This window comes from Nocardiopsis sp. NPDC058789 (genome assembly GCF_042745575.1).
GTDB lineage: Bacteria > Actinomycetota > Actinomycetes > Streptosporangiales > Streptosporangiaceae > Nocardiopsis > Nocardiopsis eucommiae.
Window position 1 is genome coordinate 115814 of the sequence record NZ_JBHYOW010000009.1, and the last position, 23351, is coordinate 139164.

The following is a 23351-nucleotide window of genomic DNA, read 5'->3' on the forward strand; positions in this document are numbered from 1 at the left end:
AATTTGCACTGACTGGTCAGTTCAAAAATAGGGAGGTCGCAAGAATGCGTCGGGCCACCGGAGCTCGAGTGCACGCCGAGGGCGTGTCACTCACCACCCGAGAGGGCCCCGTCTACACGGGGGTCGACCTCACCGCCCGGCCGGGAACGCTCACCGTCTTCCAGGCCGATTCCGGAGGCGGGCGCAGCGCACTGCTGCTCACCCTGTCCGGCCGGATGCGGCCCACCGGGGGCAGCCTGCACGTCGACGGGTACGCGCTGCCCAAGCAGGCACGGAGGGTACGCCGGATCAGCTCGCTCGGGCTGATGGACGACGTCAACGCCCTCGACGACCGTCTGCGGGTGAGCGAGCACCTCTCCGAGGCCCGCCTGCTGCGTATGCGCCCCGCCGCGCGGTCCGTGACCGACCAGGCGATGGAGGCGGCGGACCTGGCCGACCTGGACCGCCGGACCATGATCAAGGAACTCTCCATGCTGGAGCGGCGCCGTCTCGGCGTCGCCCTCGCGCTGGTCTACGAACCGCGTCTGCTCGTGGTGGACAACGTGGACGGCGGGCTCAGCCGCGAACACCAGGCCGACATGTGGCGGACCCTGCGGAACCTCACCGACGAGGGACTGACCGTCATCGCGACCTGCGCCGACGCCCAGGAGTTCGACTCCGTGGCCGGGCCCGACACCCAGGGCCCCCTCCGGATCAGGCAGGGCGACACGAACACCGGAGGGGAACCGGCCGAGGAAGTGATCGGGATCGACGAACTGCTCCACGAGGGAGACGAGACGGAACCGCCGCCCGAGGACGGGCCCGCCCGGAAGGGAGGCGGACACCGTGGGCTCGCGTGACAGAAGGAGGGGAAGCGCCGGGGACGCGCCGGTCTACCGGTTCATGTCCGTCCCCCGGCTGGGGCTGCTCACCATGCGGTCCTTCCTGCGGTCGCCGCTCCCGACCGCCGCGCTCGCCGCGCTCATGCTCATCCCCCTGCTGTACTCCGGCATGTACCTGTGGTCGTTCTGGGACCCCTTCGACCGGATGGAGAACCTCCCGGTCGCCCTGGTGAACGAGGACGTGGGCGCCGAGGTCGATGACGAGGAGGTCAACGCGGGTGACGAACTCGCGGACACCCTCCTCGACCGGGGCGACCTCGACTGGCGCCTGGTCGACGCCGACGACGCCGCCCAGGGCCTGGACGACGGCACGTACTACGTCACCCTGACCATCCCCACCTACTTCAGCGAGGCCCTCACCTCGCCCTCCCGGGACCGCGAGGACCCGGTCCCCGCGCTGTTGATCGCCAACTACAACGACTCCAACAGCTACGTCGTACGCCAGCTCGCGGGCAGCGCCTTCAACGAGATCCGCTCGGCCGCGGCCTCCTCGGCCATCAGCGACTACCTCGACCAGATCTTCCTGGGCTTCAACGAGATCCACGGCAAGACCGAGGAGGCGGCCGACGGCGCCGGGCAGATCGCCACCGGAGCCGGGGACGCCGAGAGCGGGTCCGGCGAGCTCTCCGAGGGCATCGACGGCGCCCACGAGGGCGCGGGCACTCTCAGCGGCGGCATCGGGGAACTCCACGAGGGCTCCAAGTCCCTCGCCTCCGGTGCGAACTCCGCGTCCACACAGGTCTCCGACCAGGTCGACAAGCTCGACGACCTGGCCGACGAGTGGCTGCCGCAGCTTGAGGAGGACATCCCCGACATCCAGAAGCGCGCGGGTGAGGCCGCCAAGGTCTCCGCCGGAGTGTCCGAGGCCCTGGAGGACCTGCCTCAGGAGATCGACGTCACCGCCCTGAACGAGGTCGACGGACGTCTGTCCACCTACCTCCGGGACCACCCGGAGCTGGAGCAGGAGCAGCCCGACCTGCACGCGCTGCTGACCGACCTCCAGGGGGCCATGGACACCGCCCTGTCGGTGGCCGGTTACGTCAACGACAACCGCGAGGACATCAACGCGACCGCCGCCGAGGCCGCCGCGCTCAGTGAGAAGGCCGCGACCCTCTCCGAGGACCTGCCCACCATGGTCGAGGACGCCAAGGACGCGCGGGCCAGGGCCGACGAGCTCGCCGAGGGTCTGGAGGCCCTGGCCGAGGGGTCCCGTACGCTCCGCGACGGCCTCTCCGAGGCCTCCTCGGGAGCCGGCGAGCTGGACAGCGGACTGGGCGAGCTCAGCGGCGGCGCCGGAGACCTCCACGAGGGGCTGGGCGACCTGGCCTCGGGCACGGACGAGCTCGCGGAGGGGCTGTCCGACGGCGCGGGCGAGATCCCCACCTACTCCGACGACGGCCGGGTCAGCGCCGCCGACATGATGAGCGAGCCGGTCCGGCTGGACAGCGAGGTGGACAACGAGGCACCCAACTACGGCACCGGGTTCGCGCCGTTCTTCGTGCCCCTGTCCCTGTGGGTGGGCGCCATGGTGGTGTTCATGGTGCTGCCCGCGCTGTCCACGCGGGCCCTGGCCTCCTCGGCACCGTCCTGGCGGGTGGCGCTGTCCGGTCGCGTCGTGCCGCTGCTGCTCGGCTGGGCGCAGGTGGCGGTCATGATGACCGTCCTGCACCTGGGGCTGGGGTTGCAGTCGCAGAACTGGGCGCTGATGCTCGCCTTCCTGGCGCTCACCTCGGCCGCCTTCACCACGACGGTCCAGTACCTGAACGTGAGGTTCAACGCGGCGGGCCGGGTGGTGGCCCTCGCGCTGCTGGTCCTCCAGCTGACGTCGGCGGGCGGCACCTACCCGATCGAGACGAGCCCGACGTTCTTCCAGGCGATCGGCCCGTACCTGCCCCTGCACTGGGGGGTGACCGCCATGCGGCACCTGATCGGCGGCGGCGACATGATGCTGGTCGCCCAGGCGTTCGGTGTGATGGGCCTGTGGCTGGTGGTTCCCCTCCTGCTCACCTGGAGGGCGGTCGACAGCAAGCGGGTGTGGACGATGTCCACGCTCTATCCCGCCCTGAAGATCTGACGCCCGGGCCCGACCAAGTGGCCACCTGCGAAGCTTGACCACAAGGGGGTGCTTGTTCGGGCGCCGGGGGCTCGGGAGGAGCCGGGCCGCCAGCCACAGCCATGAGTCCCGCCCGCACACCTCCACCACAGGGGGGGTGCTCGTTCGGGCGCCGCCAGGGTTCTGCAAGACGAGTCAAGCCGCCAGCGAGGAACGAGCCAGGCGTAGACGAGGATGAAGAATCCCTGGCTCCTTGGGCGCCCGAACACGGGCCGAAGCGAAGCGGAGGCCCCAAGCAAACACGTCTGAACCCCAACCACAACCAAGAGCCCCACCCACACACCCCCACCACAAGGGGGTGCCCCGTTCGGGCGCCGCCAGGGTTCTGCAAGACGAGTCAAGCCGCCAGCGAGGAACGAGCCAGGCACAGACGAGGATGCTGTGCTTGCCTCAACCCGAATCCCTGGCTCCTTGGGCGCCCGAACACGGGCCGAAGCGAAGCGGAGGCCCCAAGCAAGTACAACCGAACACCGGCCGAAGCGAGGCGGAGGCCCCAATAGATAGGAATCCGATGAACACCGCAGACAGGCCCCGCGGCGGGCGCCGTGAGGCGACCCGGCAGAAGCTGTTCGAGGCGGCGGTCACGCTGATCTCCGAGCAGGGGTACGGGGCCACCACGGTGGACGAGATCGCGGAGCGGGCCGGTGTCGCGAAGGGCACCGTCTACTACAACTTCGGGGGCAAGGACGAGCTGTACGCGGCCCTGATGGAGTGGGGCGTCACCCGGCTGGCCGAGACCCTCCGGAGCTCGGTCCCCGACCCGGTTGAGCAGCTCGAACCCCGGGAGGCGCTGGCCACGGTGCTGCGTGCGGGCGTGGTCTTCATCAGCACCCACGAGGCGATGGCTCGGCTGCTGATGGCGGAGGCCTGGCGTACGAACCGGGCCTGGTACGCGACCGTCCGGCAGATCCGCACCGAGGCGATCGGGGTCATCACCGAGCAGCTGGACGCCATGGTGGAACGCGGCCTGGCCCGACCGGACCTGGACACGCCCCTCGCGGGGTCGGCGCTGTTCGGCATGGTGGTGACGGTGGCCCTCGACTGGCGTACGCTCCAGCCGGAGCGTCCCGTCGAGGAGATCCACACCACCCTGGCGCATCTGGCCGACGGACTCATCGGCTCCCCCGCCTCCCCGCGCTGACACCCGAAGAAGAACTCCGGAGAGGAATCCCCCAGCCATGGCCGATCTGTATCCTCTGCTGCCCGTGATCGTCGGTGCCGTCCTGTTGTGGATGGTCACCCGCGACACCCGTACCGAGCTGCTGCTGGTGCGCAACGGCGTGCGTGCCAAGGGGAGGGTGATCGGCTACCACGAGACGTCGGTGGCCTCCCGGATGATCGTGCAGTTCCAGACCGAGGACGGCAGGGAGGTCCACGCCGAGCACGAGAACACCGGGTGGATGGCCTCCCGTGCCGGGGAGATCGTGACCGTGTCCTACGACCCGGACGTCCCCGAGCGGGCCCGGATCGTCTCGGCGCCGTGGTTGAGCCACTGGGTGCGCGCGATGTTCGGGGGGCTCGGTCTGGTGCTGGTGCTCACCGGCGGCTTCCTGGGCTATCTGCACTGGTGGGAGCAGTAGTCCTCACACCGGGACGGGGGCGTCCTCCCGTGGTGGGGCGTAGCGGACGAGGCGTCGCGGCAGGTCGCCGTTGAGGCTGGACCGGGTGCGGACCCGCACGCGGCAGACGAGGTCGGCCAGGCCCGCGCCGTCCGGGCGGACCACGGCGGTGCTGGCGTGCAGCGCGAGGACCGCGAGGGAGAACCAGGGCAGGCCGAGGGCGACCAGCACGGTGACCGGCGTGTACAGCAGCCCGGTGCGGGCCAGGACCCGCAGCCGTGAAGCCGGGCGGGGTCGGTGCCACTCGGTGAGGGCCAGCCGGACCGCGGCCGCGCCCGGGGTGCACCGGTCGCGGCGGAGCAGGGGCAGGACCAGGCCGAGGAGAGCGGCCAGGCCCAGGAGGGTCGCGGTGAGGAGCTGCTCCCGCGTGCCGGGACCGAACGTCCCGTAGGCGGCGGCCAGGGCGACGACCGTGGCCGAGCCGAACCACCACAGCCCCAGGTCGACGAGGGTTCCGAGCATCCGCCGACCGAGGTCGGGTGCGACCCGGTCGGGGACGGCGGAGGGCCAGGAGCGGTGCGGCCCGTACGGCCACACCGTCGGCACCCAGCGGGCGAGCAGCCAGCCCAGGAGGGTCCCGGCGACGCCGACCCCCGCGGCCTCGAACGCGACCGCGTCGTAGGCGCAGGGGTACAGGCCGAGCACCCCGGTGGCGCGGACCACCACCACGGCGAGGGCCAGCGCGGCGCCGAGGGCGACGGTGGTGAGCACCCCCCGGCGGAACCGGGAGCGGGCCAGCAGGCCGACCGGGAGGAAGACGCCCAGGACCAGGGCGGCGTCGCGCACGGTCAGGGACGGCGCGGGCGCGGGTTCGACGGCGCACAGTCCGTCGGCGGAGGCGGGCAGGGGCCAGACGGCGTAGGCGGCCAGACCCAGCCCGGCGAGGAGGGCGGCGAGGGTGAGTCGTCCGGGCCAGCCCACCAGGCGCCCGTACCTCTGGTGCTGTCCACGCAGGTAGAGGGCGGATGCGGTGACCATCAACAGCGGTATGGCGGCGACCGCCACATCGATGGCGGCCTGACCTCCGCCGAACGGTTGGCCCATGGCGTGTGCGTTCCCCTTGCTCGTGACCCGGTGCGCCAGGCTAGTACGGGCCGCGCGTGTGTGGGGAGGGAACCGTGAGATCACTCGGCGGGTGTCCCTCTCCGGGCCCGGGCTCACGCCTCCCCGTCACCGCCGAAACCCCCTGTGACGTTGGTCCCACGGCGGGCGCGCGGCTCCCCACGTGGTGGTTCGCAGACGTCATACCTGGCCTTGTGTGAACAATTCACTACTTCATGGCAGACTGCCTGCACCACCCGGATAATCCGCCGTTTCTCGGGCGAGATACGATCCCCAACGCCGAAAACCCCCGCATGTGGTGACTCTCCGGCGAGCCCCGACCCCCTGGAGGGACGAGCGCGGACCACACGTCGGGAGGTCCGCGCGCGCCGGCCCGCAGGAAGCGGCCAGGCGACCGCTCGGCTCCGACAGTGCCTGAGAAGACTTTGACGCGGATCGACAGGAGAACCGTGCAGGCAGTACCGAAGAAACGTGGGCGGACCATCGCCGCCCGTATTCGCGCCATGGTCATGATCCCCACCACCGCGCTGTTCGCACTGTGGTTGATCCTCACCATCGTCCTCGGCGGCGACGCCGTCTACCAGCTGATCCGGTCGAAGGCCACCGACGACCTCGTCACCCCCGCCGCCGTCGGCCTCGTCTCCGCCATGTCCGAGCGCTCCGCCACCATCGCCTACATCGAGGACCCCGACGACGCCGAGCTGGCGCAGCGGCTGGAGCAGAGCCGCCAGGCCACCGACGAGTCCCTGGGCGTCGTCCTGGACGACCTCATGGGCTTCGCGGACCTCGCACCCGGCGAGGGCGGCATGCACATCGAGATGCTGTACGACATGTTCCAGGAGATCGGCGGCGTCCGTACGTCGGTCGACGAGGGTGACGCCACCCGCGCCGACGTCCTGGACTTCTACAACGAGCTCATCCTGCACGGAGCCGACAGCTTCGACAGCCAGGGCCGTGAGGGCAACGAGGGGAACGCGGTCAGCCCCGGTTTCACTGCCATCTACCTCTTCCGCACCGTGGACATGGGCGCCCGGGCCGACGCCCAGCTCGCCCGCGCCTTCGCCACCGGTGAGCTCACCGTCGAGGACCAGCGCGAGTTCACCAGGATGATGGGTGCCTTCGAGGCGCTCCTGGACGCCAACGCCCCCTATCTCGAGGGCGACGGCCTCCTGGAGCGGTACGAGGCGGTCCGGGAGAGCCCCGAGTACGCCACCCTCACCGAGCTCTCCGACCGGATCACGGACCGGCAGGTGGAGAGCACCACGGTCACCGACCCCGTCACCCTGCTCCCGGAGACGGTCGACGACCTCTCCATGCCGGTCTCCCAGGCCGAGTGGGACGCGGCGTACGAGCACGTCCTCACCGAGCTCACCGACCTGGGCGCGCAGGAGTCGCTGTACGCCGCCGAGGTGACCCGCGACGACGCGCACGGCGCCGTGATCCTCGCCGTCAGCGGCAGCCTCGGCGTCGCGGCCGTCCTCCTCATCGCCTTCACCCTGGCCCGCCGGTCCTCCCAGAACCTCACCTCGCGTCTGCTCACCCTGCGCGAGGAGTCCCAGGACCTGGCCGAGCACAAGCTGCCCGAGATCATGGACCGCCTGCACCGGGGCGAGCGGGTGGACGCCGCGACCTCCCTGCCCGAGCTGCGGACCGAGGAGGACGAGATCGGTGACGTGGCCAAGGCGTTCAACTCCGCCCAGCGGGCCGCCGTCGAGGAGGCCGTCCAGCAGACGGAGCTGCGCCACGGCGTCAACCGCGTCTTCCTCAACATCGCCCACCGCAGCCAGACGCTGGTGCACCGCCAGCTCCGTCTCCTGGACAAGATGGAGCGCGAGCAGGAGGACCCGGACCAGCTCGCCCAGCTGTTCAAGCTGGACCACCTGGCCACCCGTTCCCGCCGCAACGCCGAGAACCTGCTGATCCTCGGCGGCGAGGCCCCGGGCCGTACCTGGCACCGGCCGATGCCGCTGATCGACGTCCTGCGCGGTGCCATCTCCGAGTCCGGCGACTACACGCGGGTCAAGCGTGAGCGCATCGCCCGGGTGAACCTCAACGGCCCCGCCGTCGCGGACGTCATCCACCTGGTCGCGGAGCTGGTGGACAACGCGGCCATGTTCTCGCCTCCGCACACCCAGGTGCGCCTCAGCAGTGACGACGTTCCCAACGGTGTGACGATCGAGATCGAGGACCGAGGTCTGGGCATGACGGAGGCCGAGTTCACCTCGACCAACGCCCTGCTGGCCGACCCGCCCGAGTTCGACGTCATGCGACTCAACCAGAAGATGCGCCTCGGCCTCTTCGTGGTCTCGCACCTGGCGCACCGCCACGGGATCAAGGTGCACCTGCGCCCGTCGCCCTACGGTGGCGTCCAGGCGATCGTGCTGCTCCCACAGGACCTGATCTCCGGTGACCGCACGCCGCTTCCCGCTGCGGAGGAGCCCGGCGACATCTGGGAGGTGCGCGAGATCGTCGACCGCACGCCGGAGGTCGCCCTGGAGGCGAGCCGGTCCGCGCGGCCCGGCAAGCCCGTGCTGACCTCGGTCTCCACGTCCCCGGACACGCGGGAGCCGGAGGCGTCCTCCGACGTCCCCGAGTCCTCGGAGAGCGACCTGCTCAGCGCACCGGTCACGGAGGACGAGTCCCGTCCCGTCCTGCCCACCCGCCAGACCCGGATCAGCGCGGTTCCGGACGCCGCCAAGGCGTCCCCCGCGAAGGAGCCCACCGCTCCCGAGACCCCCGAGCCCACAGAGGAGCCCGAGACCGTCGAGGCCGGCGGCGGCCGTCCCGCGCTGCCCAAGCGGCGCCCCCAGGAGAACCTGGCGCCGCAGCTGGCGACGGACGCCGCCGAGTCCGGAACCTTCGGCCGGTCCGCCTCCGCCGAGTCCCCCCGGGAAGGCACCGAACGGCTGGCGCGCCTGCGTCGCAACATGTCCGCGTTCCAGCAGGGAACCGACCGTGGACGACGCGAGAGCAAGCAGAACACCAACGACACCGACAAGGACGCGTAACCGTGACGAGTACCGAAAGCGCTGAGCGCGGCAGCGGAAGCGCCGCGGGCAAGAAGGACATCGACTGGCTCCTGGACGAGTTGCTCGACCGCGCCGTGGGTTCGCGCCACGCGATCGTCCTCTCCGCTGACGGCCTGCTGATCGGCCGCTCGCAGGAACTGGTCAAGGAGGACGCCGAGCACCTGTCCGCGGTCGCCTCCGCGTTCCAGAGCCTGGCTCGCGGAACCGGACGCCACTTCGGCGGCGGCGAGGTCCTCCAGACCGTCGTGGAGATGGAGAGCGCCTACCTCTTCGTCACCGGCGCGGGTCGCGGCGCCTGCCTGGCCGTCCTGGCCGAGGAGAGCGCGGACGTCGGTCTCATCGCCTACGAGATGAACGTCCTGGTCGAGCAGGTGGGCCGCTACCTCGACTCCGCTCCCCGTCACGAGGGCGCGGCCGAGGCGTCCGGGGAAGCCACGCGATAGGGGTTCGTATGCAAGCACACGACGAGTTCGATCCTGGTGAGTCCCCGCACGGTCTGCCGCAACGCGACGCCGTCGGAGGGTTCGACGCGGACACTCCCGAGGGCGAGGAGGCGGGGCCGCTGGTCCGGCCGTACGTGATCGCGCAGGGACGCGACCACGCCGACGCCGTCCAGCTGGACATGATCAGTGTGGTGATCGCGGCCAAGAGGGCCGAGGTCGACGAGATGGCCCTCGAACCGGAGCAGCTCCGCATCCTGGAGCTGTGCCGCCGTCCCCTGTCGGTGGCCGAGGTGTCGGCGCACCTGGACATCCCCGTGGCCGTCGTCAAGGTCCTGCTCAGTGACCTGCTCAACCGCGGGCTTGCCCTGGCCCGCGCCCCCTACACAGCTAAGAGCCCGGTGAGCCGGGACGTACTCCAGGCGGTTCTCGATGGCATCCAGAGACTCTGACCCGGGCCCCGAGGCCCCCGTCCCCTCGGCACTCAAGATCCTGGTCGCCGGGGGCTTCGGCGCCGGGAAGACCACCCTGGTCGGCGCGGTCAGTGAGATCGCTCCCCTGAGCACCGAGGAGGTGATGACCGAGGCCAGTTACGGCATCGACGACCTCTCCGGTGTGGAGTCCAAGACCACCACCACGGTGGCGCTGGACTTCGGCCGCATCACCATCAGCCCCTCTCTGGTGCTGTACCTGTTCGGCACACCGGGCCAGGAACGCTTCTGGTTCATGTGGGTGGAGCTGTCCGAGGGCGCCCTGGGCGCGGTCGTGATCGCGGACACCCGCCGTCTGGAGACCTGTTTCGCCGCGGTGGACTTCTTCGAGCAGCGCGGAGTCCCGTTCGTGGTCGCCGTGAACTGCTTCGACGGGGCGCACCAGTACGAGGCGGACGAGGTGCGTGAGGCACTGAGCCTGAACCCGGACATCCCGGTGACGCTCTGCGACGCGCGTGAGCGCGAGTCCGCGAAGCAGGTGCTGCTGACACTCATGAACCGGGTGTCGGAGCAGGTCGCGGCCTGATCGGTCCCGGTCACGGCCGCCACGGCCGGTCCGACGAGGGGCGGGTGGAGGGGGTGCGACACACCCCCTCCACCCGCCCCTCTCCGCGTGTCGCGCGGCGCGGTGAATCCCCCTTCCCTTGTACACGTGTAGGTTCCAGGTAAAGTGCGGGGCGGCGCGGCGCCCTCGACGGCGGGCGTTCGGAGGAGACCGGGACACACGTCCCGGGCGGTCCAGGACGAAGGTGGAGTTCCATGCAGCGTTTCCATTGGCGAGACGAGATCCGCGGCCTGGACGCGGAGGCCGACTGCGAGCGGATCGTCCGGATCCTGGGGACCCTGGAGTTCCCCTGGGACCTGGAACAGGCCCTGGGGCTGGCCCTGTACCGGACCTACGCGGTCCCGTCCATCGGTGAGCTGCTCGGAGGCACCCGCGAGTTCACCGAGCGCACCCAGCACCGCTACGACGACACGGCGCTCATCCTCAACGACATCATGGAGCACGGCTTCGGCCCCGGTCGCGGGCGGGACGCGCTGCGCCGGATGAACCAGATGCACCGGTCGTACGACATCACCAACGACGACTACCGGTACGTGCTGAGCACCTTCGTGGTCATGCCTGTGCGCTGGCTGAACGACTACGGGTACGGCTGGCGCCGCCTGAGCGACCACGAGATCGCGGCGAGCACGAACTACTACCGCAAGCTCGGCAAGCACATGGGAATCAAGGACATCCCCGAGACCTACGCCGAGTTCCGCGAGCTGATGGACTCCTACGAGGAGGAGCACTTCGCCTTCACCGAGGGCGGCCGCGCGGTCTCGGACGCCACGCTCGGTCTGATGGTGGACTTCTACCCGGCCTGGCAGCGTCCGCTGGTGCGCCCCTTCACCAAGGCCCTGCTGGACCCGCCGCTGATCAAGGCCTTCGACTACCCGGAGCCCTCGGCGTTCTGGCGCAGGGGCGGCGACCTCGCCCTGCGGCTGCGCGCGAGGGTCGTGCGGCGGATGAAGCCGCGCCAGGAGCCCCGCTGGGCCCGGATGAGCCCCAACATCCGCAGCTACCCCGACGGCTACGAGCCGGACCGCATCGGTACCTTCCCGAAGGGCTGCCCGGTCCCCCACGACATGCTGACCCGGGACGTGGCCGCGACCGGCGCGAAGGTCCCCGCCCCAGGCCAGTCCGTCGCGCCGGCTCCGCGCACGGCCGAGGACTCCGGTTCCGTCACGCCCGAGGACTCCGCTTCCGTCACGGCCGAGGCCACGTCCTCCGCGACACCCGAGCCCACGAGCGCGGTGTCCGAGGCCTCCGAGCGCTGATCCCCGCCGGGCCGGTGGGGTGCGGGGTCTCGGCTCCCGTCCCTACCGGCCCCGGCCGGGACCGTGGATGCGCAGGAAGGCGTCCACCCCGGAGCGGACCGTCGCGATCCGTTCCCCGTCCGTCAGCGGCAACGCGCCGAAGAACGACCGGCTGTTGGCGGGGCCGCGCACCAGGGCCAGGTAGTGCCCGGCGGCGGCCTCCTCTCCTCCCTCGGTGATCTCCAGCAGACCCCGGTCGGCCAGGCCGCGCAGGTGCGCGGCCAGGGCCCCCACCACCCGCTCCGAGCCGCTGTCGGACCAGGCGCGCGCCGCCTCGGGAAAGTGGGTGGCCTCCCCGATCAGCAGTCGCACCAGCGCCGTGTGGTCGGCCCTGCGCCCCAGCGGTGACAGCCACTCGTCCTCGAACCCCACCAGCGCCGTCCGTGCGTCGGTGGCCGACGCCAGGTGGCGTGCGGTGGCCTCGGCGTGGTCGGCGGCCAGGGTGGCGCTGCTCTGGGTGACGATCGTGAGGAACAGCCGCTGCTTGTCCTCGAAGTGGTTGTAGATGGTGCGCTTGGACACGCCCGCGTCGGCGGCGATGGCGTCGACGCTGGCCCGCGCGTAGCCCTCCCTGAGGAAGACGCGCAGCGCGGCCTCCGTGATGGCCTCGCGTTTGACCGCCGACCGGCGCTCCCGCCCGTCCCCGCACGTGTCGGTCATCTCTCGCCCTCTGTCCTCGTGTCCGCGCCTGCCGGGGAGAACCCTGTTTCCCCGCGAAACTGCACCGTGTAGTTTACCTACCATGGCGAAGCACGACCCCCGTTCCTCCTCTGCTGTGTCCGCCGGCCCCGCACGGTCCCCCTCGCACCCCGAGCTCCCCTCCGACGGCGCCCCGGTGTCGCATCGGCTCGACCGGCCACTGGTGAAGCTGGCCGCCGTCCTGTTGGTCGGTTCGATGGCCGCCCTGTTGGACACGACGATCGTCAACGTGGCGGTGGACCACCTCTCCCGCGCGCTGGACGCCCCGGTCTCCACCGCGCAGTGGGTGGCCAGCGCCTACCTGTTCTCCACCGCCGCCGTGATCCCGGTGACCGGCTGGGCGATCGACCGCTACGGCCAACGGGCCACGTGGATCACCGCTCTCGTGCTCTTCGGGGTCGGGTCGCTGCTGTGCTCCGTCGCCTGGTCCATCGAGAGTCTGATCGTCTTCCGGGTGTTCACCGGTCTGGGCAGCGGCATGGTCCTGCCGCTCGTCATGACGATCCTCGTGCAGGCCGCCGGGCCCCAGCGCCTCGGCCGCGCGATCGGGCTGATCAGCGTGCCCATCCAGCTGGCGCCCGCGCTCGGCCCGGTGCTGGGCGGGATCGTGCTGGACACGCTGGGGTGGCGGTGGATCTTCGTGATCTCCGTTCCGTTCATCCTGCTCGCGATCGCCCTCGCCGTGCGCGGGGTGCCCAGGGGGAACCCCCGCGCCACCGAACGGCTGGACGTGGTGGGGCTGCTCCTGCTCTCCCCCGGCATCGCGACCCTGCTGTACGGGCTGTCCGTGCTGGGGAGCTCGGCGCTGGCCCCGTTGTTCGTCGGCGCGGGGCTGGTGCTCATCGTCGGCTTCGTGGTGCACGCCCTGCGTGAGCGTCCGGGCGGCCCGCCGCCCGTGATCGACCTCCGCCTGTTCCGGAACCTGCTGTTCCGGCTGGGCGCGCTGCTCATGTTCGTGTTCGGGATCTGCGTGTGGGCGGGCATGTTCCTGCTGCCGCTCTTCTTCCAGCAGGTGCAGGGCACCTCCGCGATGACCGCCGGTCTGCTCATGGCGCCGATGGCCGCCGGGGTGGCCCTGGTGAACCTGTTCATGGGACCGGTCACGGACAGCGTCGGGCCGCGCTACCTGGTGGTGGGCGGGCTGTTCGTGGGTGCGGCCGCCACCGCGCCGTTCGTCCTCGCCGGGCCGGACACCTCCCCCGCCCTGTTGGCCGCCGCGATGTTCGTCCGGGGGCTGGGTCTGGGGGCGGCGATGGTGCCGATGCTGGCCACCGCGTACCGGGGCCTGCCCTCGGACCGGGTGCCCCGGGCGAGCAGCGCCCTGAACGTCACCCAGCGGCTGGGCGCCGCCGTCGGCACCGCCGCCCTGGCGCTGTTGCTGGCGTCCCTGCTCGCCGACACCGTGCGGCCCGAGACCGCCTTCCAGGCCACCTTCGGGTGGATGACCGGCCTGACCGCCGCCGCGATGGTGCCCGCGATGTTCCTTCCCAGCACCCGCCCCGACCTCAGCGGCGGACCCCGCTCCGGCGCCTAGGAGCCGTGTTCCTGGCCGACCTTCGGTGCAGCCCCCGGAGCGGGACCGTAGGTCACCCGTCGCACCAGGGTCTCGAACGGCCCCCGTCGTCCGGCTCGGCGCATCCGGTCGGACAGGACGACGGTGGCCAGCCAGACCCCGGTGGCCAGCAGGGCGGTCGACGTCACGGTGAGGGTGCCGGACAGGTCGAGGAGGAACGGGGTGAACACCACGGCCCACACCGGTGACTGTGCGAGGTAGCAGGTCATGGAGCGCTGGCCCGCCGAGGCCAGGGCGGTCACCACCGGGCCCGGGTCCGGTCGGCGCTCGATCCGCAGCGCCACCAGCGCGATGAGCGCCGCGTAGCCGAACCCGCCCGCGATCCCGCTCGCCCCGTGGAGGGCTCCCAGAACCGCCTGGTCCGACTCCGGGGGCACCGGGACCACGCCCGCGACGGCCAGCGCCAGCGGCTGCGCGCCCAGGACGGCGACCACCGGGCCCACCACGGCCGTGGCGACGAGGAGCCACCGGTGCCGCCCCTCCCGCTCCAGCATCCGGCGCCGCCCGGCCCACAGGCCGACCAGGAAGGGTGCCGCGAAGCCGATCGGCCCGAGCAGCGACACCAGTGCCACCGCCGCCGCGCGATCGGTGAGCATGACGACCGGGTCGGGCGGCAGGAGCACCGGGTCCGGCCCTTCGGTGCCGAACACACCGGCGTCCGGCAGTGACGTGAGCAGCAGGAACAGGGCGGCCACGGCCAGGAGCCAGCGGTCGCGCCAGAACACTGCGAAGGAGCCGACCAGCAGCAGGACGCCGTACATCGCGAGGATGTCCCCCGCGTAGAACAGGAAACCGTCCACCACACCGACGACGACCAGGACGGCCGCCCGCCGCCACAGCAGCCTGCGGGCGGCGGGCCGGTCGCCGGTCGTGGCGCGGCCGACCAGGAGGGCGACGCCGTACCCGAAGAGCAGGCCGAACATCGGGAAGGCGCGCCCGTCCACGAAGGTCGCGATCGCCCAGGAGACCGCGCGGTCCACGGAGTCGCCGTCGAGCGGGAACCCGCCGAGGTGGGCGTCCCCGCGCAGGAAGTAGTGGGAGTTGGCCAGCGCGATGCACAGCAGCATCACGCCCCGGGCCAGGTCCGGTCCGAGCGCCCGCCCCCGGGCCGCCACCGGCCCTCGTGAACTGTCCATGCGGTCAGCGTACGGCATTAATAGAGTAGGCACTACAACAATAAGGCGCTTAACTGTGCCAGGGACCAGACGCCCCCGACGAACGGAGAAGTCGCTCATGCGGACGGTCAATCCCGAGAAGCACGCGGCGCGCCGGGCCGCGATCCTCGGTGCGGCGGCCGAGGTGTTCGCCGAACGGGGGTACGACGGCGCCACCACGGCGGCGGTCTGCACACGGGCCGGCGTGGGTTCGGGCACCCTGTTCCACTACTTCCCGGACAAGCGCACCATGTTCCTGGCGATCGTCACGGACGACCTCGACACGGTCACGACGGGTCTGGAACGGATCGACCGCACCGACCCCGCGCGGGCGCTGGACGGGGTCCTCGACCTCCTCACGGCGGACCTGGGCGACCCGATCGCCCCCGGCCTGGCCGCGGCCATGATCCAGCTGGCCCAGCGCGACGCGGAGTTCGGCGCCACGGTCGTGGCCAAGGACGAGAGCACCCGGGCCACCCTCGCGGAGATCCTCGCGGCGGGACGGGAGTCGGGTGTCTTCGAGTCCGCCGTCGACCCCCGACGCGCGGCGCGCTGGATCGTCGCGCTGACCGACGCCGGGTACATGATCAGTGACGACGAGGAGTTCGACCCGGCCGAGGACGGCGCGGAGCTGCGCCGGATCGTCGCGGCCTACCTGGGACGCCGGGCCGGAACCGACTGACCGCCCCGGTCCGCGCTCCGCCGCCCGCTAACGGCTGAGGCGGCGCCAGAGGGGGCGGGGCACCAGCCGCAGGCCGGTGAACAGCGGCCGGAGCACGCGCGGAGCCCACACCGTGGCGGCGCTTCCGCGCAGGCCCCGCGACACCGACTCCGCCACCTGGGCCGGTGTGGCAGGGAAGGGCGCCGGGTCCACGTGCCGCGACATCCGGGTGGCCACGTAGCCCGGCCGCACCACCAGGACCCGGGCACCGGAACCGTGCAGGGCGTCGGCCAGCCCCTGGGCGAAACCGTCGAGCCCCGCCTTGGCGGAGCCGTACACGAAGTTGGCCCGACGCACCCGGACCCCGGCCACCGACGAGAGCACCACGAGGGTCCCGTGGCCCTGCTCGCGCAGCCGGGCGGCGACGGCCAGGCCCACGCTGACGTGCCCGGTGTAGTTCACCGCGCCCGCACGGGCGGCGGAGAGCGGGTCCGCCTCGTACGCCGACTGGTCGCCCAGCACCCCGAAGGCGTCCACCACCACGTCCAGGTCCCCCACCAGCTCCACGGCGGCGGCCACCGTGCCGACGTGGGTGTCGGGGGCCTCGGCGTCGAACTCCAGGGAGTGCGCGGTGGCGCCCAGCGAACCGAACACCTCCGGTGGCTCGGCCACCCCGCCACGGGCGGCCAGCACCACCTCGCTGGCCCCTTCGCGGACCAGCCGTTCCACGACGGCGAGGCCGATCTCGCTGCGGCCGCCGAGCAGCAGGACGGTACGTACGCTTCCCAGCGAGTCACGCATGGGCGGGTCCTTCCGGGGACGGTTGGCGCTTCGGGCGCTGAGTGGTCAGACGAGTCGCAGGCGGCGGGCCAGGTCCGAGACGAGCACGCCGTCCGGATCCACGCGGGCGCGGGTGGCCCGCCACGCGGGGAGGTCGGGGTACATGGCGTGCACGGTGTCCGGCCGGGCCCGGCTGTCCTTGGCCAGGTACACGCGCCCGCCCGCCGCGAGGACGCGCTCGTCGAACCCGTCCAGCAGGCGCGCGAGTCCGGGGAGTTCGGCGGGCAGGTCCAGGGCCAGGGTCCAGCCGGGACGGGGGAACGAGAGCGGCCCGGGGGTGGGTGCGCCCATCCGTTTGAGGACGGCCAGGAACGACGGCGCGCCCGCACGGGACAGGCCCTCCGCCACGGCGCGCAGGGTGTCCTCCTCCCCGAAGGGCACGACGAACTGGTACTGCACGAACCCGCGCGGCCCGTACATCCGGTTCCAGCCCTCCACCGCGTCCAGGGGGTGGAAGAACCCGCCGAGCGGTTGGGCCCGGCCCCGCTCCCGCAGGGGCGCGGCGCGGTGGTAGGCGGCGTTGAAGGCGCCCACCGTCCACCGGTTGAGGAGCCTCGGCGGCGCCCAGGGCGGTGCCGCCAGCGGGGTCCCGGTCCGGTGCCGGAGGGGGTCGCGGCGCTGCGGCGCGGGCAGGTCGGCGCGGAGGGCGTGGTGGGCGCGGGTCAGCACGCCGCGCCCGAGGGAACCGCCCCGGGCCAGGAGGTCCACCCAGCACACCGTGTACCGGTAGGCGTGGTCGGAGCGCGCCATGAGGTCCAGGGTGGAGTCGAGGTCCGGGGTGCGGTCGGTGTCCACCCGGGCGTAGGCGGTCTCCACCCGGTGCACGACGAGGGTCGCCTCGGTGATCACCCCGGTCAGGCCCATCCCCCCGACGGTGGCCCAGAACAGGTCCGGGTCCGGGCCGTCGGGACCGAGGCGGTGCGCCTCCCCCGTGGGGGTGAGAAGGGTCAGGGAGCGCACGTGCGCACCCAGGGAGGAGTCCGCGTGGTGGTTCTTGCCGTGCACGTCGGCCGCGATCGCCCCGCCGAGGGTGACGTGCCGGGTCCCGGGTGTGACGGGGACGAAGTACCCGCGGCCCAGCAGGTGCGCGATGATCCGCCCCATGCTGGTCCCGGCGGGCGCGGTGAGCTCCCGCCGCTCCGTGTCCAGGTGCGGCGGTCCGGTGAGTTCGGAGCAGTCCAGCACGGTCCCGCCCGCGGCCTGTGCGGCGTCCCCGTAGGACCGGCCCAGCCCCCGGGCGAGGGCGCCGCGCGGCCCGGCCCCGGCGAGCATCCGGGCGGCCTGTGCGGCGGTGCGGGGGCGCACCACGTGCGCGGCGGTGGGGGCGGTGCGGCCCCAGCCGGTGAGGAGGGTCGGGCGGCTCACAGGTAGATCCCCAGTCCGACCAGGAGGGCGAGGGTGACGAGGGCGAGCTGGAGCGGACGGTCCCGCAGCGCGATCTCCTCGGGTTCCTCGCCCGCCCCCCGGTCCACGAGAAGGTTGTAGCGCAGCACGAACATGATGAACGGAACGATACTGACCGCGTGGAACACGGACTGTGGTCCGCCGCCCTGTTCCAGGGCCCAGAGGCAGTAGGTGACGATCATGGCACCGGAGGCCATGACGCGCATGTGGGACAGGTAGGCGGGCGTGTAGCCGAGCAGCGCCGTGCGCGTGGGGTGCGCGGTGCTCCCCTCCTCGGTACCGGGGATCGGCGTGTCCCCCTCGCGGGCCGTGACGCGCAGTTCCGCCTCGCGCTTGCCGACCACCACCAGCAGCGCGGCGAGCGCCACCACGATGACGAACCACGAGGTCAACGGCACTCCGACCACGATCCCGCCCGCCATGGCGCGCAGCATGTGGCAGGAGGCGACCGCGACCAGGTCGCAGACGACGACGTCCTTGAGCCAGAGGGTGTAGGCCAGGGTGAGCAGGACGTATCCGACGAGTACCAGGGTGAGGTGCGCGTTCCCCAGGGCCAGTGAGGCCAGCGGCGCCACGGTCACGAACAGCGCGCCGACGGTCAACGCGAGCGGGGCCGGGAGGTCTCCGGAGGCGACCGGCCGGTACCGCTTGCGGGGGTGCTCGCGGTCGCGCGCCGCGTCCCGGACGTCGTTGAGCAGGTAGGTGCCGCTGGCGGCCAGGCAGAAGAGGGCGAAGGCGACCCCGCAGAGCAGCAGGGTACGCGGGTCACCGAGCGCTCCGGCGGCGGCCGGCGCGGCGAACACCAGCAGGTTCTTCAGCCACTGGCGGGGGCGGCAGGCCCGGACGAGGGCGGCGGTGCGGTGCATGCGCGCCCCCTCCTGGTGATCGCGAAGAGTGTGGCGGCCGGACCGCCCGCGGGGGGGGAGGGGCGGTCCGGCCGGTGGTGCCTGCGGTGCGGCCACGAGCGCGGCCGTCACGGTGCGGGACCGTGGGCGCCGGGGTCAGGCGGCGCGGGGTCGGCTTGCCGGGGGGTGTCGGGGGTGAGCGTTCCCGTGGGGGGTGTCAGCCGTGGTTCTCGGTGCGGCGGCCGGTGACCAGCAGGACGACCGCGATGCCGACGAACCCGGCGCCGAGCACCAGCGCGCCGAGGGGCAGCGTGGTGTGCAGCAGCGGCAGGACGGTGCGGGCCTGCTCGGAGTTCTCGATCGCGGCGGCGCGGGTGGCGTCGTCGAACCGGAGCTCACCGCTGAGCAGGGTGAGGACCTCCTCGCCGTCGACGACGACGGTGCGGTGGTGCTCCTCGCTCATGTCGATGGGGGAACCGCTGACCGGCTCGATCCAGTAGGTCCGGACGATGGAGAAGGTCTCGTCGCCGACCACGTCGCCGTCGCCCTCCAGCCCGGCGACCGAACGCGGGAGCTCGCGCTCGTCGATGACGGTCGGCTCGACGGTCTGGACGAACTTGTAGGCCTCGACGCCGTCGACCTCCTCGACGCCCTCGAACTCCATGGGAACGACTTCCTGGACGGTGGTCTCGAAGAAGTCGTGGTCACGCTGCTCGGTGAAGAAGGGGAACTTCCACCCCTGCCCGGACTGCTGGACGGCCTCGTCGTTGATCATGGCGTCGCAGCAGTCGACAAGCTCACCGGTGACGCGGTCGTGCCCGGCGCGGCGGTTCGTGGAGCTGATGCCGAAGTCGGTCTCGGCGTCCTTGATCCACGTGAACTGGTCCCACACCACCACGTCGTCGGTGCTGGAGGCCACGTCGGCCCGGATGGTCGAGTGCGCCTCCACGTCGGCGTCCTCGACGAGCTCGACGTCCTCGATGTTGAAGTAGGTGATCTCTCCGACGTTGACGGTGGGGTTGTAGTAGTCCAGTGGAGTCTTCATCAGGGAACTGGACATCCACGTGCGCATCATGGGTGCCAAGGCGAGACAGAAGACCCCCAGCGCGATGAGAACAACCGCAACGGTACGGCGCATGTGCCCTCCTGGGCGGATGAGAGTCAAGAGCTGGAACTAGGTTCAGTTCCGGGTAGAGTACTGCCCAGTAGTGAACGACGTCACCTGGGCGTGTCTGAATTTTTATAACACGTTCTAGTAGAACGCGTTTCGGCTCCCTCCCGTTCTGGAAGGCCCCATGGCGCCCATCTCCTCCGCGCCCGAGGACCCCACCTCCGGCAGCGCCCGAACCACCACCGCCGACCCCGCGCTCCTGCTGCCGCAGGTGAGCGGCCGGCACCACGCCCTCGACGGGGTCCGCGGGCTGGCCTGCCTCATGGTGCTGGTGGTCCACGTGTCGACGGAGACCGGTGACGCCCTGGCCCCCGGGCCCGTCGGAGCACTCCTCAGCGCCTCGGCCATGGCGGTGCCGCTGTTCTTCGCCCTGTCCGGCGTGCTGCTGTACCGCCCCTGGGCCCGGGCCGCGCTGGACGGCACACGAGGGCCGAACACCCGCGCCTACCTGTGGCGACGCGTCATGCGCGTCTTCCCCGCCTACTGGGTGGTGGCGGCCGTGGCCCTCGTGCTGTACGCGGGCGACCACCTGACCTCGGTCCGGCACTGGGCCGAGGTGCTCACCCTCACCTTCCCCTTCAACACCAGCCCGCACTGGGCCGGTCCGGGCCCCGAGGGGCTCGGCCAGATGTGGAGCCTGTCGGTCGAGGTGGCCTTCTACCTCACCCTCCCGCTCTTCGCGGTCTTCCTCGGCCTGTGGGCCCGGGGCGGGGCGACCGTGGACGCGCGCGGGCGCAGGATCATCGGCGGACTGGTCGTGATCACGGTGCTGTCGTACCTGGCGCTGGTCCCGCAGTACTTCCCGGAGCCCCGCGAGCTCATGCACGCCTGGCTGCCGCGCTGCATGGGCATGTTCGCGGTCGGGATGGCGCTGGCGACCCTCTCCGAGTGGGCCTGGCGGGAGAGCGGCCCGGACGGCCCGGTCCGCCGGTTCTGCCGGACCGTCGGCACCTCACCCGGGCTGTGCTGGGCGGTCGCCGCCACGTTCTACGTCCTGGAGGCCACGCCCGCCGCCGGGGGCCGGTTCTTCGAGCCCGGCAACCTGTGGGTGTCGGTCATCGAGTCGACCACCAGCATCGGTTTCGCGTTCTTCGTCATCGCGCCGGTGGCTCTCGCCCCGCCCGCGCCCGAGGGCCCGCGCCGACGGCTGCGCGCGCTCGCCACGTGGACCGACGGGGCCTGGCTCGACGGGTTGATGCGTCACCCCGTCATGGTGTTCTTCGCGCCGATCAGCTACGGGGTGTTCCTGTGGCAGTTCGTCGTGCTGTACCTGTGGCGCGACTTCACCGGGCAGGACATCTTCACCGGGTCGTTCTGGCTGGACATCGTCCCGGTACTGATCGGCAGCGTGCTGTTGGGCAAGCTCACCTACCACTTGGTCGAGGAACCCAGTCGCCGCTGGTCACGGCGGTTCTTCACCACGAGGCGCTGAGGGCGCTCAGCCCGCGTCCTCGGCCGCGTCCTCGGCGCCCTCCTCGGCCTCCGCGTCCTCCTCCGCCACCTGGCTCGCCGGGAACAGCTGACCCAGTGAGGCCCAGGTGACGCAGGTCCTCCCGGCGTCGGTGAACAGCGTGAACGTGGTGTCCCGCTCGCTCACGGGCACGTACCAGAACCCGCCGTCGGGGGCGGCGGGAAGCTCGGTCTCCACCTCCTCCTCACCGACGACCACCACGAGGTCGGCGTCCTCCTGGGAGGTGTAGCCGATGGTCGCCACCTGCTCGATCCCGCCGACCTCCCAGACGCTCCAGGACATGAGGCCGTCCCAGCTCGCCATGCACTCCTCGTCCTCCGAAGGGCGGAAGGCGTTGGCGCGCGCGGTCGGCGCGGCCTCCACCAGGTTCCCCTCGTCGTCGAAGACGTGGGCGCTGTCGGACTCCTCGGGCGCGTACATCCGGGCGGCCACCTCACGGTCGGCCAACGGGGAGAGCACGTAGGAGCTGAGCCTGCGCGGTCCGTTCCACTCCAGGACGATGTCGTCGGGGACCGCCCGGCTGTACAGGCCCGCGTCCCGGGGCACGTCCTCCAGGGAGGCCCGGACGTTGGCCAGGTACTCGCGCTGGCGGTCGCCGCTCAGCGTCCCGGCGTAGGTGTACGTGGAGTAGGAGGCGGAACCCGCGTAGACGAGCGTGACCACGACCGCCGCCACCCAGACGGTTCGCGAGGGCCCGGTCAGCTGGATCGGGCGCCGTCTCCGGCCCACCCACTCGCGGGCGCGCTCCTCCTTCGTCGCGAGGAAGGCCAGGGCCAGCACGAGAGCGAACACCAGGGCCGCGTCCGCCACGTAGCGCGGATCCGATCCCACCTCCCCGTAGACGCCGCCCCGGGCGATGGCGGTGGGGACGGCGTCCACGAACACCAGGTACCCCGCCAGGATCGCCCAGGCCCGCCAGGACGTGCGCCGCACCCACAGGCTCACGAGCACGATCACCGCGAACACCGCCCACGCGCCGACCAGCACCGGACCGAGCGGGTCCACCAGGCCGCCCGCCGGGGTGACCGGCCCCCACTCGAAGGGCCCGCCCAGGGCGCCGGTCGGGAAGACCTCGCCCAGCATCCGCCGCACCAGCTGCGCCACCACCTCGGACTCGGGCACCGACGCGCCCTCGCCGCTCGTGGAGGCCCGCTGCCGTGCCAGGTACAGGACGAGGTAGGCCGCGCTGATCCCCGCCATCGCGCACCAGTGGCCGCGGTGGCGCCGGAAGGCCTGGCGCACGCCCTCCACGAGGTTGCCGGGGTACAGGAAGGCCACCGCCACCACGAACACCAGCGACGGCAGGAAGAGCGCCTTGACCGAGAACAGCATCCCGAACACCACGGCGCCCACGGCCCACCAGGAGAACAGGAGGTTGCCGGTGCGCAGGTAGCGCACGGTCCACAGCAGCGCCAGCACGATCGCCAGCTGGAAGGGCACCGCGTTGAGCGCCGCCGACCACCAGCCCAGCACGGGGACGGTCAACGGGGCCAGCGCGTACACCGTCAGCGGGACCAGCAGCGCCCACCGGCGACCGAAGAGCTCCCAGGACAGGCGGAGGAAGGCCAGGACCGCCACCGCCTGGAGGAGGAGCATGGTGCCCGCCGCCGACGCCCAGTGGAAGGGACCGAAGGCGGTCTGCACGTACACCAGGAACAGGGCCCCCGGCATGAAGTGGCCCTTGTGCAGCTCCAGCAGGTACTCCGGCGACAGGTCCTGCGCGTGCGCGGCGGCGAAGAAGAGGAAGTCGTCCTCCACGAAGTACGACTCGCCGAGGACGTACACCCTGAGGGCCAGGGAGAACAGGACCACCACCAGCCCGACCTGGAGGATCCGGTCGCGCCACAGCCCCCGCAGCGCGGCCAGGCTCTCGCCCAGCACGTCGCCGTAGGTGGGGTCCTCGTCGGGCCCCACCTCCGCCCTGCGTACGCTGGTGGCCGCCCCGCCGCGCTCCGTGGGGGAATCAGGCGCCATGGGTACTCTCCCCGCCCTAGGTTGGCCATCCCGGAAAATGGGTGCCAGAATACAACACGTTCCA

General features: G+C 71.8%; 20 protein-coding genes. 12 read left to right on the plus strand and 8 right to left on the minus strand.

Going from position 1 to position 23351, the window contains the following annotated elements:
- Positions 1 to 44 precede the first annotated feature (44 nt).
- The 4 genes from ACFW3L_RS15380 (at position 45) to ACFW3L_RS15395 (ending at position 4574) form a co-directional block, all read left to right on the plus strand.
- On the plus strand, positions 45 to 839 hold the full coding sequence (locus ACFW3L_RS15380; protein WP_378740707.1) for an ATP-binding cassette domain-containing protein: 795 nt from the start codon (positions 45 to 47) through the stop codon (positions 837 to 839).
- 43 nt (positions 840 to 882) lie between these two features.
- A complete protein-coding gene (locus ACFW3L_RS15385) occupies positions 883 to 2955 on the plus strand; it encodes a YhgE/Pip family protein (RefSeq protein WP_378741035.1) in 2073 nt (690 codons plus the stop codon).
- A gap of 550 nt (positions 2956 to 3505) precedes the next feature.
- Positions 3506 to 4135 carry a TetR/AcrR family transcriptional regulator gene (locus ACFW3L_RS15390; protein WP_378740709.1) on the plus strand — a complete coding sequence of 210 codons (630 nt, stop codon included), beginning with the start codon at positions 3506 to 3508 and terminating at the stop codon, positions 4133 to 4135.
- A 37-nt stretch (positions 4136 to 4172) separates the two neighbouring features.
- A complete protein-coding gene (locus ACFW3L_RS15395; protein WP_378740711.1) occupies positions 4173 to 4574 on the plus strand; it encodes a DUF3592 domain-containing protein in 402 nt (133 codons plus the stop codon).
- A 3-nt stretch (positions 4575 to 4577) separates the two neighbouring features.
- Here ACFW3L_RS15395 and ACFW3L_RS15400 read toward each other — a convergent pair whose 3' ends face one another.
- Positions 4578 to 5657, minus strand: a complete 1080-nt coding sequence (locus ACFW3L_RS15400; protein WP_378740713.1) for an antibiotic resistance protein VanZ — start codon at positions 5655 to 5657, stop codon at positions 4578 to 4580.
- Between the two features lie 467 nt (positions 5658 to 6124).
- On the opposite strand from ACFW3L_RS15400, the gene ACFW3L_RS15405 reads away from it, so the two are divergent.
- The 5 genes from ACFW3L_RS15405 to ACFW3L_RS15425 all read left to right on the plus strand — a co-directional run bounded on the left by ACFW3L_RS15405 (position 6125) and on the right by ACFW3L_RS15425 (position 11456).
- Entirely contained in the window at positions 6125 to 8683 is a 2559-nt protein-coding gene (locus tag ACFW3L_RS15405) for a nitrate- and nitrite sensing domain-containing protein (RefSeq protein WP_378740716.1), read from the plus strand.
- Positions 8684 to 8685: 2 nt separating this feature from the next.
- Positions 8686 to 9147: a roadblock/LC7 domain-containing protein gene (locus ACFW3L_RS15410; protein ID WP_378740719.1), complete on the plus strand. Its 462-nt coding sequence runs from the start codon at positions 8686 to 8688 to the stop codon at positions 9145 to 9147.
- An 8-nt stretch (positions 9148 to 9155) separates the two neighbouring features.
- Positions 9156 to 9596 (plus strand): DUF742 domain-containing protein, encoded by a 441-nt coding sequence (locus ACFW3L_RS15415; RefSeq protein ID WP_378740722.1) that lies wholly within the window; start codon positions 9156 to 9158, stop codon positions 9594 to 9596.
- Complete coding sequence (locus ACFW3L_RS15420) at positions 9577 to 10161, plus strand: ATP/GTP-binding protein (protein WP_378740725.1); 585 nt, start codon at positions 9577 to 9579, stop codon at positions 10159 to 10161. Before ACFW3L_RS15415 ends, ACFW3L_RS15420 begins: the two co-directional genes overlap by 20 nt.
- A gap of 233 nt (positions 10162 to 10394) precedes the next feature.
- On the plus strand, positions 10395 to 11456 hold the full coding sequence (locus ACFW3L_RS15425) for an oxygenase MpaB family protein (protein WP_378740727.1): 1062 nt from the start codon (positions 10395 to 10397) through the stop codon (positions 11454 to 11456).
- Positions 11457 to 11498: 42 nt separating this feature from the next.
- On the opposite strand, the gene ACFW3L_RS15430 is transcribed toward ACFW3L_RS15425, so the two are convergent.
- Positions 11499 to 12155 carry a TetR/AcrR family transcriptional regulator gene (locus ACFW3L_RS15430; RefSeq protein ID WP_378740729.1) on the minus strand — a complete coding sequence of 219 codons (657 nt, stop codon included), beginning with the start codon at positions 12153 to 12155 and terminating at the stop codon, positions 11499 to 11501.
- Positions 12156 to 12237: 82 nt separating this feature from the next.
- Between ACFW3L_RS15430 and ACFW3L_RS15435 the strand changes: the two genes are divergently transcribed.
- Complete coding sequence (locus tag ACFW3L_RS15435; RefSeq protein WP_378740732.1) at positions 12238 to 13728, plus strand: DHA2 family efflux MFS transporter permease subunit; 1491 nt, start codon at positions 12238 to 12240, stop codon at positions 13726 to 13728.
- Here ACFW3L_RS15435 and ACFW3L_RS15440 read toward each other — a convergent pair.
- On the minus strand, positions 13725 to 14903 hold the full coding sequence (locus ACFW3L_RS15440) for a DUF418 domain-containing protein (RefSeq protein ID WP_378740734.1): 1179 nt from the start codon (positions 14901 to 14903) through the stop codon (positions 13725 to 13727). The two genes, ACFW3L_RS15435 and ACFW3L_RS15440, sit on opposite strands and share 4 nt — an antisense overlap.
- Positions 14904 to 15000: 97 nt before the next feature.
- Here ACFW3L_RS15440 and ACFW3L_RS15445 point away from each other — a divergent pair, with 97 nt between their 5' ends.
- On the plus strand, positions 15001 to 15603 hold the full coding sequence (locus tag ACFW3L_RS15445; RefSeq protein ID WP_378740736.1) for a TetR/AcrR family transcriptional regulator: 603 nt from the start codon (positions 15001 to 15003) through the stop codon (positions 15601 to 15603).
- 27 nt (positions 15604 to 15630) lie between these two features.
- Here ACFW3L_RS15445 and ACFW3L_RS15450 read toward each other — a convergent pair whose 3' ends face one another.
- The 4 genes from ACFW3L_RS15450 to ACFW3L_RS15465 form a co-directional block, all read right to left on the minus strand.
- Positions 15631 to 16383, minus strand: a complete 753-nt coding sequence (locus ACFW3L_RS15450) for an SDR family NAD(P)-dependent oxidoreductase (protein WP_378740738.1) — start codon at positions 16381 to 16383, stop codon at positions 15631 to 15633.
- A gap of 45 nt (positions 16384 to 16428) precedes the next feature.
- On the minus strand, positions 16429 to 17787 hold the full coding sequence (locus tag ACFW3L_RS15455; RefSeq protein ID WP_378740740.1) for an FAD-binding protein: 1359 nt from the start codon (positions 17785 to 17787) through the stop codon (positions 16429 to 16431).
- Positions 17784 to 18692, minus strand: a complete 909-nt coding sequence (locus ACFW3L_RS15460) for a decaprenyl-phosphate phosphoribosyltransferase (protein WP_378740742.1) — start codon at positions 18690 to 18692, stop codon at positions 17784 to 17786. The genes ACFW3L_RS15455 and ACFW3L_RS15460 overlap by 4 nt, the downstream gene beginning before the upstream one ends.
- 196 nt (positions 18693 to 18888) lie before the next feature.
- On the minus strand, positions 18889 to 19809 hold the full coding sequence (locus ACFW3L_RS15465) for a DUF3068 domain-containing protein (protein ID WP_378740745.1): 921 nt from the start codon (positions 19807 to 19809) through the stop codon (positions 18889 to 18891).
- A gap of 157 nt (positions 19810 to 19966) precedes the next feature.
- Here ACFW3L_RS15465 and ACFW3L_RS15470 point away from each other — a divergent pair, with 157 nt between their 5' ends.
- Positions 19967 to 21274, plus strand: a complete 1308-nt coding sequence (locus ACFW3L_RS15470) for an acyltransferase family protein (protein ID WP_378740747.1) — start codon at positions 19967 to 19969, stop codon at positions 21272 to 21274.
- 6 nt (positions 21275 to 21280) lie between these two features.
- On the opposite strand, the gene ACFW3L_RS15475 is transcribed toward ACFW3L_RS15470, so the two are convergent.
- Positions 21281 to 23287 (minus strand): hypothetical protein, encoded by a 2007-nt coding sequence (locus ACFW3L_RS15475; RefSeq protein WP_378740749.1) that lies wholly within the window; start codon positions 23285 to 23287, stop codon positions 21281 to 21283.
- Between the last annotated feature and the right edge of the window lie 64 nt (positions 23288 to 23351).

What these genes read in the sequence shown, in the direction of transcription:
- ACFW3L_RS15380 (WP_378740707.1), top strand. Translation starts at nt 45, where the DNA reads ATGCGTCGGGCCACCGGAGCTCGAGTGCACGCCGAGGGCGTGTCACTC.
- ACFW3L_RS15385 (WP_378741035.1), top strand. Translation starts at nt 883, where the DNA reads ATGTCCGTCCCCCGGCTGGGGCTGCTCACCATGCGGTCCTTCCTGCGG.
- ACFW3L_RS15390 (WP_378740709.1), top strand. Translation starts at nt 3,506, where the DNA reads ATGAACACCGCAGACAGGCCCCGCGGCGGGCGCCGTGAGGCGACCCGG.
- ACFW3L_RS15395 (WP_378740711.1), top strand. Translation starts at nt 4,173, where the DNA reads ATGGCCGATCTGTATCCTCTGCTGCCCGTGATCGTCGGTGCCGTCCTG.
- ACFW3L_RS15400 (WP_378740713.1), bottom strand. Translation starts at nt 5,657, where the DNA reads ATGGGCCAACCGTTCGGCGGAGGTCAGGCCGCCATCGATGTGGCGGTC.
- ACFW3L_RS15415 (WP_378740722.1), top strand. Translation starts at nt 9,156, where the DNA reads ATGCAAGCACACGACGAGTTCGATCCTGGTGAGTCCCCGCACGGTCTG.
- ACFW3L_RS15420 (WP_378740725.1), top strand. Translation starts at nt 9,577, where the DNA reads ATGGCATCCAGAGACTCTGACCCGGGCCCCGAGGCCCCCGTCCCCTCG.
- ACFW3L_RS15425 (WP_378740727.1), top strand. Translation starts at nt 10,395, where the DNA reads ATGCAGCGTTTCCATTGGCGAGACGAGATCCGCGGCCTGGACGCGGAG.
- ACFW3L_RS15430 (WP_378740729.1), bottom strand. Translation starts at nt 12,155, where the DNA reads ATGACCGACACGTGCGGGGACGGGCGGGAGCGCCGGTCGGCGGTCAAA.
- ACFW3L_RS15435 (WP_378740732.1), top strand. Translation starts at nt 12,238, where the DNA reads ATGGCGAAGCACGACCCCCGTTCCTCCTCTGCTGTGTCCGCCGGCCCC.
- ACFW3L_RS15440 (WP_378740734.1), bottom strand. Translation starts at nt 14,903, where the DNA reads ATGGACAGTTCACGAGGGCCGGTGGCGGCCCGGGGGCGGGCGCTCGGA.
- ACFW3L_RS15445 (WP_378740736.1), top strand. Translation starts at nt 15,001, where the DNA reads ATGCGGACGGTCAATCCCGAGAAGCACGCGGCGCGCCGGGCCGCGATC.
- ACFW3L_RS15450 (WP_378740738.1), bottom strand. Translation starts at nt 16,383, where the DNA reads ATGCGTGACTCGCTGGGAAGCGTACGTACCGTCCTGCTGCTCGGCGGC.
- ACFW3L_RS15460 (WP_378740742.1), bottom strand. Translation starts at nt 18,692, where the DNA reads ATGCACCGCACCGCCGCCCTCGTCCGGGCCTGCCGCCCCCGCCAGTGG.
- ACFW3L_RS15465 (WP_378740745.1), bottom strand. Translation starts at nt 19,809, where the DNA reads ATGCGCCGTACCGTTGCGGTTGTTCTCATCGCGCTGGGGGTCTTCTGT.
- ACFW3L_RS15470 (WP_378740747.1), top strand. Translation starts at nt 19,967, where the DNA reads ATGGCGCCCATCTCCTCCGCGCCCGAGGACCCCACCTCCGGCAGCGCC.
- ACFW3L_RS15475 (WP_378740749.1), bottom strand. Translation starts at nt 23,287, where the DNA reads ATGGCGCCTGATTCCCCCACGGAGCGCGGCGGGGCGGCCACCAGCGTA.